The following is an 11,782-nucleotide window of genomic DNA, read 5'->3' as shown; positions in this document are numbered from 1 at the left end:
AAAACTTAATGAAAAAGTAGAAGTAATATCAGAAAGTAATGGATGGTCAAAAGTAAAATATAACGGAAAAGAAGGATACGTATCAAGTACATATTTAAAAGATACTGATGGAGGAGGATCTGTAACACCAGACCCAACAAATAAAAAGGTAGTAACAGCAACATCACTAAACGTAAGAAGTGGACCATCTACTAGCAATGGAGTAATAGGAAGTTTGAAACAAAATCAAGTAGTAGAAGTAACATCAGAAAATAATGGATGGTCGAAAATTAAATACAATGGAACTGATGGATATGTATCAAGCACATACTTAAAAGATTATAGTGGAGATTCAGGTGGTGGAACAGGTGGAGATAGTTCAGAGATAGTAGATGGTGCAACTGTTAACTATAAGAACGTAAGTTATTCATTACAAGAACATGTTAATAAACAAGTATCAAAAGGAAATGGAAATATGATAGCATCACGTGGATTTGTACCAGCAAGCAGATCTGATGTAGAGCATTATATAAATCCGAATAATTTTAAGGATACTAAAAGTGGAATGCTGCAATTTTTACGTTTAGATACTTATAAAGGCGGAATAAGTGCAAGTGAATTAAATGGATATTTAAATAACTTATCACCTGCATCAAGCGGAACTAATGTATTTTATAATCAAGGACAAGCATTTATAAATGCAGCTCAAAAATATAATATAGATTTAGTGTACTTGGTAGCTCACTCTATGTTAGAAACAGGATATGGTAGATCTACACTTGCACAAGGTCAAGTATTAACATCATATAAAGGACAGCCTCTACCGCAACCAGTTAAGGTTTATAATTTCTTTGGTATAGGAGCATTTGATGGTACTGCAAATTTATCTGGAGCAGAAGCTGCATATAAAAATGGATGGACAAGTGTTGAAAAAACTATAGAAGGATCTGCTAAATGGATAGCCTCAAGTTATATACATAATGGAGGATATCAACAAAATACACTATACAAAATGAGATGGAGTTATGAACATTTACATCACCAATATGCTACAGATGTAAATTGGGCAAATGCAATATCTGGTATAATGAGCAAATTAGTAGGAATGTATGATACTAATAGTAACTTAACATATGAGGTACCTGTACATAGATAGTAAGAAATGAGGATTATTTAATCCTCATTTTTTTTATATTGCTTTTTTATATTTTAGAAATACATCTATGTTATTTTCATTAATAATATTTTTTATATTACCAAAATTATAAGTTGCTAAGGCATACTCTCTCATATTATTAAATATAAGTTCTTCATTTTTATCTTCAAAATTAATCATGTCATATGCAATTTTCCAGGCTGTAGATTCTCTACTAATTAAGTTTTTTTTGAGATTTATAACACATTCTTCAATATCAGGAGGTAAGTTTTTTTTATGAAGATTATCAATATCAATATCGATATCGTATTCTATTAATTTGTTTATAAATATTTTAACTAATTGGCTATGTTCTGACTTATTTTCTTTTATGCTTTTATCTAATATATGACCAACTTCGTGATATAAAATAAATTTAGCTATAGATAATAAGTTCTTACATGATACATTAATAAAGACATTTTTAGAATGTAAGAAAGAAAAAAAGTTATAACAAAAAGATATAAATCCATGTTTAGATACAAATATAATTCTTAGCTTAGGAAGTGTACATATAGGTACAAACTTTCTCTTGAAATAAAACATATATAATTTTTTATCAATTTCGATGTCATGTATTAGTTGTTTCATTATTTTCTTCTCACCTAGATCTTTATAGGAAATTAAAATTTTATTAATTAAGTTATTATCGTAATTATTCATAAAATCACCACCTAGATTATGACCTATAATTTATCTATTAGTATATTATTAAAAAATATATAGTTTGTAGCTAATCCTAATAAAAAAATAGTATATATATGATATAATAATCTGATAGAGAGGAGGTAACTTCTTATGGAAAGTGTTAAAGACTATTTAGAAAAGTTAGAGATAAATAATAATATTTTAAATAAACAATTAGCAGAGGTAAATATAACAAAAGTAACTTATTTTAAAGAGGAAAAGTTAATATATATATATTTAAGTTCTAAAACTATAATAAGTTATGATTATATAAATTTACTAAGAATGGAGTTAAAGGAAAAGCTAGATTATTTTAATGATGTAAAAATTAAAATAAGATATATTAAATTAGAAAAACAAAAAACGAAAGATATTATAAAAAAGTATTGGGTTAATATAATATATATATTAAAAACATTATGTCCATCATTAAATGGGTGGATAAAAAATATTGAATATATGTGTATTGATGATACTTTAAAAATAAAATTACCATCAGATCTTTTTTATAGAAGGTTAGTGAAACAAAATGCTATACAGGTACTAAAAAATGTATTAAGTGAAGAGGCTGGATTAGATATTGAAATAGTATTTGAAAAATCTGTAAATAAAGGGCCTGATGTAGAACGACTGATTGAAAAAAATGATAATTTAGTAGAAGAGATGGTAAAAGAAAGAATTGCAGAAACTGCATTATTAGAATCAGATGAAAATGAACCTGATGGAAATAAGGCTATAGAAATAGTTGTTAAAGAAGAATATATATATGGAGAAAATGTAAATGCTCCGGTTGAAAAAATAAATAGATTAAATCAAAATTCAGGTACTGTATGCATAGTAGGTGAAGTATTTGATGTTGAATTAAAGGAACTTAGAAATGGAAAAGTTCTTTTAATTGCAGCGGTAACAGATTATACAAGTTCGGTGAGTTGTAAGTTATTCTTAAATGATATGAATAAAGATAAAGTTATTGATGCGGTAACTAAAGGTGCATACTTAAAAATAAAAGGAGATGCACTTTATGATAACTATCAAAGAGAGCTTACTATGACTATAAGTGGTATAAAACAAGAAACAAAACAAGAGAGATTAGATACTTCGGATGTAAAAAGAGTAGAACTTCATGCACATACACAAATGTCTTCTATGGATGCAATATGTTCAACGAAAAACCTAGTTGAAAGAGCGGCTAAATGGGGCCATCCAGCTATAGCTATAACAGACCATGGAGTGGTACAAGCATTTCCAGAAGCTATGGATGCAGCAAAGAAACACGGCATAAAAGTTATATATGGGGTAGAAGGGTATCTAGCAGAAGATGAAATTCCTATAATAAAAGATCCTAATGATAAAGAGTTATCTCAAAGTTTTGTTGTATTTGATATAGAGACAACAGGTTTTTCAAATACCAATGATAAGATAACAGAAATAGGTGCTGTCAAAATAGAAAATTTCAAAGTTGTAGATAGATTTAGTGAACTTGTTAATCCAGAAGCTGATATATCCTATAAAATTCAAGAATTAACAGGCATAACAAATGATATGGTTTCGGACAAACCTACTATCGAACAAATATTACCTAAGTTTTTAGAGTTTGCAGGAGATAGTGTATTAGTTGCTCATAATGCAGACTTTGATATGGGATTTATATCTCAAAAAAGTAGAGAACAAGGTTTAGAATTTAAAAATAAAAGTGTAGACACCTTAACTTTAGCTAGAGTGTTATTGCCGCACTTGAAAAGACATAGATTGAATGTAATAGCTAAAAATTTAGGAATACCTCTTTTAAATCATCATAGAGCAGTAGATGATGCAGAAGCTACAGCTCGTATATTTTTAAAATTTTTAGAGATGCTACAAAAACAAGATGTAGAAATATTAAGTGATGTTAATGAAAAATTAGGTGGACTAGATTACACTAAAATAGCTACGAATCACATAACATTACTTGCAAAAGATTATACAGGACTTAAAAATTTATATAAAATAGTTTCAGATGCCCATGTAAATCATTTTTATAGAGCACCTAGAATACTAAGAAGTGTACTTGAAAAATATAGAGAAGGTTTAATAATTGGATCAGCTTGTGAGGCTGGACAAGTTTTTAATGCTGTAAAGAAGAACTTACCAGATGATGAAATGGAGAAAATTATAGATTTATATGATTATATAGAAGTTATGCCTATTGATAATAATAAATTTATGATTGAAAAAGGTGAAGTTAAAGATGAAGAAGAACTAAGAGATTTAAATAAAAAATTAATAGATGTAGCTATAAAATTTAATAAAATACCGGTAGCAACTGGAGATGTTCATTTCTTAGATAAACATGAAGCTGTACTTAGAAAAGTTCTTAAAAATTCTCAAGGATTTAAAATGGATGAAGAGGAAACTTATCTTCACTTTAGAACTACCAATGAAATGTTAGATGAATTTAGTTATTTAGATCCAGTACAAGCATATGAAGTGGTAGTTGCAAATCCAAATAAAATAGCTGACATGGTTGAAGTTATAAAGCCTATACCAGATGATACTTATCCACCTGTAATAGAAGGATCAGATGTAGAATTAAGGGAGATGTGTTATGAAAAGGCAAAGCGAATTTATGGAGATCCTATGCCTGAGGTTGTTGAAGCTAGACTTGATAGAGAATTGAACTCAATAATAGGGAATGGATATGCAGTTATGTATATAATATCTCAAAAGCTAGTTACAAAATCACTAAGAGATGGATATTTAGTTGGATCAAGAGGGTCTGTTGGATCATCATTTGCAGCTACTATGAGTGATATAACCGAGGTTAATCCACTACCTGCACATTATATATGTGAAAATGAAGAGTGTAAATATTCATTCTTCTATGAAATTGGAGAATGGGGATCTGGTGCAGATTTACCAGATAAGGACTGTCCAAAGTGTGGTAGAAGATTGAAAAAAGATGGTCACGATATACCATTTGAGGTTTTCCTAGGATTTGAAGGAGATAAAGAACCAGATATAGATCTTAACTTCTCAGGTGAATACCAGCCTATTATACATAAGTATACTGAAGAATTATTCGGAGAAGGTTATGTATATAGAGCTGGAACAATAGGGACTGTTGCAGAAAAAACTGCATTTGGATATGCTAAAAAATATATAGAAGAAAACAATATAAATACTACATCTTCAGAGGCATTAAGATTAGCAAATGGATGTACAGGAGTAAAAAGAACATCAGGTCAGCATCCAGGTGGGGTCATGGTTGTACCACATTATAAAGATGTTTATGATTTTACACCTATACAGTATCCGGCAAATGACACTTCTTGTGGAGTTATAACAACACACTTTGATTACCATTCAATAAGTGGTAGAATACTTAAACTTGATATACTTGGGCACGACGTACCGACCATTATAAGGATGCTTGAAGATATAACGGGGATAGATGCAACGACTATACCTTTAGATGATAAGGAAACTATGTCGTTATTTACATCTACAGATGCATTAGGAGTTACACCGGAAGAAATAAATTGTCCTATAGGATCACTTGCTATACCTGAGTTTGGAACTAAATTCGTTAGACAAATGTTACTTGATACAAAGCCAACAACATTTGCAGAACTTGTTCGTATATCTGGGCTTTCTCATGGTACGGATGTTTGGTTAAATAATGCTCAAGAATTAGTTCAAAAAGAAATAGTTGGATTAAAAGATGTTATATCGACTAGAGATGATATTATGAACTACCTTATATTTAAAGGGTTACCACCAAAAATGGCCTTTACTATAATGGAGAGTGTTAGAAAAGGAAAAGGATTAAAGCCTGAACATATATCAGAAATGGAAGCAAATGACGTTCCAGAATGGTATATATGGTCATGTCAGCAAATTAAGTACATGTTCCCTAAAGCTCATGCGGTTGCATATGTAATGATGTCTTTTAGACTTGCATACTGTAAAGTTCATTACCCAGAGGCTTTTTATGCAACGTATTTTACAACTAAAGCAGAAGATTTTGATGCTGACTTAATTGTAAATGGATTACCTTCAATAAAATCTAAAATAAAAGAAATTGAAGAGTTAGGAAATGAAGCAACTACTAAAGAAAAAAATATGTTAACTGTTTTGGAAGTTGCACTGGAAATGTATGCTAGAGATATAAAAATACTTCCTGTTGATATATATCAATCAGATGCAAAAAAATTCCAAGTTGTAGGAGAAAAAGTATTGCTTCCGCCTATGATAGCACTACAAGGGGTAGGAGAAAATGCAGCTATAAATATACAAAAAGAAAGAGAAAAGGGTGAGTTTATTTCTAAAGAAGATTTAAGAAAAAGAACTAAAATTTCTAAAACTGTAATAGAAACTCTTACAAATCATGGATCACTTGAGAATATGAGTGATGAAAATCAATTATCTTTATTTTAGATTTTAATTATAAAAATTGCCAAGCTTTCATTTTCTTAAAATATAAGCTTGGCATAACGACATAGGGGGAATTTGATATTATGGGCTCAAAATTAAAGTTTAATAAAAATATTTTAGTTACTATTGGTATTGTAATTATGATTATGGTTTCCTTAGTATTTATTATAAGTAATAAAAAAACTTCGTTATATGGGATAGGTATAATATTAGTTTTGTTTGATATAGTTCTTATTGTTTTTTGCATATCAATTTCAAATAAAATAACTTTAGTTAAAACTTTAGATGATAAAGTGTATTCTAAAAAATACTATCTAATAAATTCGATTTATATGATTATAGGTTATATACTAATGAAATGTGTATTTATTAATATTTTGAATTTATGTGCTCATATAAGTACAATAAATAAATTTGAAAGTTCGTTTATAACTAGGTATTTAAGTGAAGGTGGTTTTTTAGGAATTTTAATTATATTCACACAGATAGTTATAATAGGGCCTATAGTAGAAGAGTTATTATTCAGAGGAGTTTTATTAAAATGGTTATTGAATAAATATGAAAAGAGACATTTAAAAGCAATTATATATTCATCTGCTATATTTGCTTTTATGCATTTTAATTTAGTTCAAGGTATAACTGCATTTGGGGGTGCAATTATATTAGGGTTAATATATTACTATACAAAATCTATCAAGTTATGTATAATTGGACATTTTATAAATAATTTTTTAGTTATAATGCCGATTCCAGAAGGGATAGTTTTAAATATAGTATACTTGATAGTAGGTAGTTATTTAATTAATAGGGGGATTGGACATATTAAAATTAACTTAAAACTTTAAATTAAAATTATTATTAATAGAAGAAAAAAATGTCGATGAAAAATATTGAAAAATTTAAAAAAATACTTAACAAAATGCTAAAAAAATAATATAATTATAGAGTAAGTATAAGGCGACATAGCCAAGTGGTAAGGCAGTGGACTGCAACTCCTTGATCCCCAGTTCGAATCTGGGTGTCGCCTCCAATATATATGGGAATATGGCTCAGTTGGTAGAGCAATTGACTGTTAATCAATGGGTCACAGGTTCGAGTCCTGTTATTCCCGCCAATTTATGCTAGTGTGGCTCAACGGTAGAGCAGCTGACTTGTAATCAGCAGGTTGTAGGTTCGATTCCTATCACTAGCTCCAATAAAAAGTAGACTATTGAAAGTAGTCTACTTTTTTTATGTATAAAAAAATTGTATTAGAATATGTGATATTATCACAGAAATAAAAACGCATAATAATTATAATATACATATATTAAAAAACAGGAGTGATTAAATGAAAAAAATGAAAAAGAAAGCAATCATAGATAAAGAATATTGTGTAGCTTGTGGAAGTTGTGTTAAAGTATGTCCTCTTGAAATTATACATATAGAACAGGGTGTTTTCGCAAAAATAAATGAAGAAAAGTGTGTTGGGTGTGGAAGATGTGCTAATTCCTGTCCTGCATCAGTTATAGAGATAAAAAAAATAGAGGTAGGTGATTAATATGAAAAAAAATATAAAAAAAATTAAAGATTATATGTGGATATTAAGTGCAATGTATTTATTTTTAGGAATGTTTAATATATTATTTGCATGGCTAGGAATGATTTGTTTCTTAGTTCCACTAATTATATCTATGAGTGGGGGAGGTAAAACTTACTGTAATAACTATTGTGGAAGAGGTCAATTATTAGATTTAATGGGGAATAAAATGAAGCTATCTAGATATAAAGACATGCCAAAATTTTTAAAAAGTAAAACATTTAGATATGGATTTTTAATATTTTTCTTAACTATGTTTCTTAATATGGTATTAAATACGTATTTAGTATTTAAAGGAACTAATGATTTAAAAGAAGTTTTAACGATACTTTGGACATTTAAAATGCCTTGGAATTATAATGAATTGATCAAAGTTACTCCTTGGATATCACAGTTTGCATTTGGATTTTTTAGTATTATGATAACGTCAACTATATTAGGGATTATAACGATGCTTGTATACAAGCCGAGGTCATGGTGTGTTTACTGTCCTATGGGTACGATGACACAGATGATTTCTAAAGTTAAATATAGAGAATAAAGATTTCAATTGGTAGGTTATGATGAAATACTTGAATTTTAAAAATAAGAGTAGTAAGATGGTGAGTATATGAACGTATAAGAGGACAAAATATGAATGAGGTGACAACGTTGAATGAGTTAAAAGTACATATAAAAGAAAGTGCATTTATATCTAAGGTATTTTTAAGATGGCTATTATTTGCTTCTATATCAGGTGTAGTAGTAGGGATTGTTATATCTTTTTTTCTAAAAAGTTTGCAATGGGCGACTAGTACAAGAGAAGCAAATCCATGGCTATTATTTTTATTGCCATTAGGTGGAGCTCTTGTAAGTTATTTATACTCTAGGTATGGAAAAGATTCAGCAAAAGGAAATAACTTAATAATAGAAAGAATTAATGAAGGTGAAGGGCATATTCCATTTAGAATGGCGCCTTTAGTGTTTTTTGGAACATTTATAACTCACTTATTTGGTGGGTCAGCAGGTCGAGAGGGTACGGGAGTTCAGATTGGTGCTAGTATATCTTCTAAAATTGGTAGTATGTTAAAATTAAAAGGTATGGACTATACAATACTAATAATAAGTGGGGTTAGTAGTGGATTTGGAGTTGTTTTTGGAACTCCTATAGCTGGAACTATATTCGGACTTGAAGTTAGTACTGTTGGAAAAATGAGGTATGAAGCTATAATTCCTTGCTTTTTGGCTAGTTATATAGGTAATTTTGTAGCGGAGTTATTTAAAGTTCAACATAGTCATTACAATATGGGAACACCTATAGGTGGAGTAGATGTATTTTTAAAAGTTATATTGTGTGCGATTTTATTTGGTCTTACAAGTAAGCTTTTTGCAGAACTTACGCATAGCTTGAAAAAGTACTTTTCAAGAAAAATACCTAATACATCTTTAAAAAGTTTTGTAGGTGGTATTATAATTATTGCTATAGTAATGATAATTGGCACTAGAATATATCTTGGATTAAGTTTGAATTTGTTAAGTGATGCATTTAATGGACCAGTACCTAAAGAGGCATTTATTATGAAATTATTATTAACATCACTTACATTAGCTGTAGGATTTCAAGGGGGTGAAGTTACTCCGTTGTTTGTAATTGGAGCAACCTTAGGAAACTTATTAGCTGGAATTATAGGTCTGCCAATATCTTTCTTGGCAGGTATTGGAATGATAGCTGTATTTGCAGGGGCTACTAAAACTCCGATTGCATCTTTTGTAATGGGAATAGAATTATTTGGATCATCAAATATTGGGTACATATTTATTGCTTGTGTAATAAGTTATGTATTTGCAGGAAAAAGTGGAATATATACATCGCAAGATAGTAGTTTGCTAGAAAGAGATTAGATAAGATTAGCTTTTGCTAATCTTTTTTTTATGAAAATAACTAGAAAAAAAGATTTTTTAATTGTATACTAAGTATTAGTACTAAGTAATAAAATTAGGGGGACTAGATGAAGAAAAAAGCAATTATAATAATATCATTAATTTCAGTAGTAATATTTTTAATAGTATCGTGTGTAGTTGGATACTTGGTTTATGATGGATCTGTAGGTTCTGAGCAAAAAATAAAAAATGAGGATATAGTAGAAGTATTTTCTCATAGAAAAAATAAACCGTTAGATAAACTTAAAAAATATAAATACGAAGATGTACTTATAAATTCTCCAGAAAATGGATATAAGATTGAAGGGAAGTTTATAAAGTCTAATAAAAAGACTAATAATTCTATTGTATTAGTTCATGGAATAGAAAGTAACTATTATGAGTATTTGGAAAAAGCATATGAGTATTTAGAACATGGATATAACGTAATGTTATATAATCAAAGACATACAGGTCATACGGGTGGAGACGATTATACATTCGGTCTTAGAGAAAAGTATGATTTAGAGAATGTAGCTAAATTTGTTCATGAAAAATATCCAAATGGATTATTAGGAGCACATGGTCATTCAATGGGAGCAGCTACGGTAGTTATGCACTCTGAGATAAATGAAAAAAATAAGTATGTAGATTTTTATATAGCTGATTCACCATATCATGAAATGTCAGATGCTATAAGGTTAGGTATAGAAGCTGAGAATATACCAATGCTACCTATAGGGTATGCTAGAGCTATGGGCGATTTATACACTCAGATTAAATCAGGATTTAGTTATGAGGATGTGAAGCCATATAAATCAGTTCGAAATATAACTACACCTATGTTTTTAATACATGGAAAAGAAGATAAAGTATGTTCTCCAATAGGGAGTGAAATAATTTATAATAATATACCTCATGATAAGAAAGAATTATGGCTTATAGATGGAGTGCAACATGTTAATGGATATGATATTTTAGGTAAAGAATATTTTGATAGAATATATAAGTTTATAAATGATAAAGTAGTTAAAAAATATAATTTGTAAAATAATAAAATTAATTTAAATCCCCCCTTTATATATTATATAATTATATAAAGGGGGGATTTAAATGAAAAAAGGATATATATGTCTAAAGTGTGGTAATACTGAATATGAAACAGATGAAATATGTGCAACTGGAAGTGGGCTTTCTAAAATATTTGATGTTCAAAATAGAAAGTTTACAGCTGTGACTTGCAAAAAATGTAAATATACTGAATTTTATAAAGTGCCAACTAGTCAAATTGATGATATATTTGACTTTATAATAAGTTAATAAAATTGAAAAGCAAAGAGCTATTTAATAAATGGAATAGCTCTTTGTTTTTTTAGTTAATTTGGGCTTAACTATTGAATAATACTAGAAAATTTGCAAATAAAAACAATGTGTGATATTATAGTATATAAAATAGTATACATTGTAAAAACTAAGAGTGAGACGAAAAGTTCTCACTCTTTTATTATAGCAACCATACGTGCTATAAAATAACAACTGAATAGGAGGTAAATCAAATGAAAAAAAGTACAGAAGCATTAATAGAAGAATTGGTACTTCCAATAACTAATGAGAATAACATAGAGATAGTTGATGTTGAATATGTTAAAGAAGCAGGCGAATATTACTTAAGAATATTTATAGATAAAGATGGTGGAGTATCTTTAAACGACTGTGAAGTTGTAACAAGAGCACTAAACCCAATATTAGATGAAAAAGACCCAATTAAAGAAAACTATTTCTTAGAGGTATCTTCACCAGGGCTTGATAGACCACTAAAAAAAGAAAAAGATTTCGTGAGATATGCAGGAAGAGATGTAGAAGTTAAATTATATAAACCTATAAATAAATTAAAACATTTTGAAGCTGAACTGGTTGAATTAGTTGACAATAAAATAGTTAAACTAATAGTTGATGGTGAAGAAATGGAATTTGACAAAAAAGACATAGCACTTATAAGACTTGCTATAAAATTTTAATTAAAACTTAAT

Annotated in this window: 10 protein-coding genes and 3 tRNA genes; 12 read left to right on the top strand and 1 reads right to left on the bottom strand. The window is 28.8% G+C overall.

The window, feature by feature from the left end; all coding sequences use genetic code 11:
* Positions 1-1,135: N-acetylglucosaminidase (locus tag ACRCYC_RS11955; RefSeq protein ID WP_438619364.1), on the top strand; the 1,135-nt coding region annotated here is incomplete at its 5' end.
* 33 nt (positions 1,136-1,168) lie between these two features.
* On the opposite strand, the gene ACRCYC_RS11950 is transcribed toward ACRCYC_RS11955, so the two are convergent.
* Positions 1,169-1,837, bottom strand: a complete 669-nt coding sequence (locus ACRCYC_RS11950; protein WP_438619363.1) for a hypothetical protein — start codon at positions 1,835-1,837, stop codon at positions 1,169-1,171.
* Positions 1,838-1,972: 135 nt separating this feature from the next.
* Here ACRCYC_RS11950 and ACRCYC_RS11945 point away from each other — a divergent pair, with 135 nt between their 5' ends.
* The 11 genes from ACRCYC_RS11945 (at position 1,973) to rimP (ending at position 11,770) form a co-directional block, all read left to right on the top strand.
* A complete protein-coding gene (locus ACRCYC_RS11945; RefSeq protein WP_438619362.1) occupies positions 1,973-6,277 on the top strand; it encodes a PolC-type DNA polymerase III in 4,305 nt (1,434 codons plus the stop codon).
* A gap of 80 nt (positions 6,278-6,357) precedes the next feature.
* Positions 6,358-7,119 (top strand): lysostaphin resistance A-like protein, encoded by a 762-nt coding sequence (locus tag ACRCYC_RS11940; RefSeq protein WP_438619361.1) that lies wholly within the window; start codon positions 6,358-6,360, stop codon positions 7,117-7,119.
* Between the two features lie 111 nt (positions 7,120-7,230).
* Positions 7,231-7,304 (top strand) — tRNA-Cys (locus ACRCYC_RS11935).
* An 8-nt stretch (positions 7,305-7,312) separates the two neighbouring features.
* Positions 7,313-7,388 (top strand) — tRNA-Asn (locus tag ACRCYC_RS11930).
* Between the two features lie 6 nt (positions 7,389-7,394).
* Positions 7,395-7,469, top strand: a tRNA-Thr gene (locus ACRCYC_RS11925).
* Positions 7,470-7,613: 144 nt separating this feature from the next.
* A complete protein-coding gene (locus ACRCYC_RS11920) occupies positions 7,614-7,814 on the top strand; it encodes a 4Fe-4S binding protein (RefSeq protein ID WP_438619360.1) in 201 nt (66 codons plus the stop codon).
* Position 7,815: 1 nt separating this feature from the next.
* Positions 7,816-8,394 (top strand): 4Fe-4S binding protein, encoded by a 579-nt coding sequence (locus ACRCYC_RS11915; RefSeq protein WP_438619359.1) that lies wholly within the window; start codon positions 7,816-7,818, stop codon positions 8,392-8,394.
* Positions 8,395-8,486: 92 nt separating this feature from the next.
* Positions 8,487-9,734 carry a voltage-gated chloride channel family protein gene (locus ACRCYC_RS11910; RefSeq protein ID WP_438619358.1) on the top strand — a complete coding sequence of 416 codons (1,248 nt, stop codon included), beginning with the start codon at positions 8,487-8,489 and terminating at the stop codon, positions 9,732-9,734.
* 107 nt (positions 9,735-9,841) lie between these two features.
* Positions 9,842-10,801, top strand: coding sequence for an alpha/beta hydrolase (locus ACRCYC_RS11905; protein ID WP_438619357.1), 960 nt, complete (start codon positions 9,842-9,844; stop codon positions 10,799-10,801).
* A 64-nt stretch (positions 10,802-10,865) separates the two neighbouring features.
* Positions 10,866-11,072 carry a zinc ribbon domain-containing protein gene (locus ACRCYC_RS11900; RefSeq protein WP_438619356.1) on the top strand — a complete coding sequence of 69 codons (207 nt, stop codon included), beginning with the start codon at positions 10,866-10,868 and terminating at the stop codon, positions 11,070-11,072.
* 236 nt (positions 11,073-11,308) lie between these two features.
* Complete coding sequence (rimP, locus tag ACRCYC_RS11895) at positions 11,309-11,770, top strand: ribosome maturation factor RimP (RefSeq protein ID WP_332661598.1); 462 nt, start codon at positions 11,309-11,311, stop codon at positions 11,768-11,770.
* Positions 11,771-11,782: the final 12 nt, after the last annotated feature.

Source organism: Paraclostridium sp., from assembly GCF_051657365.1.
Lineage (GTDB): Bacteria > Bacillota > Clostridia > Peptostreptococcales > Peptostreptococcaceae > Paraclostridium.
The sequence above is the reverse complement of the archived record's forward strand: the minus strand, read 5'-3'. Positions and strand labels throughout refer to the sequence as shown.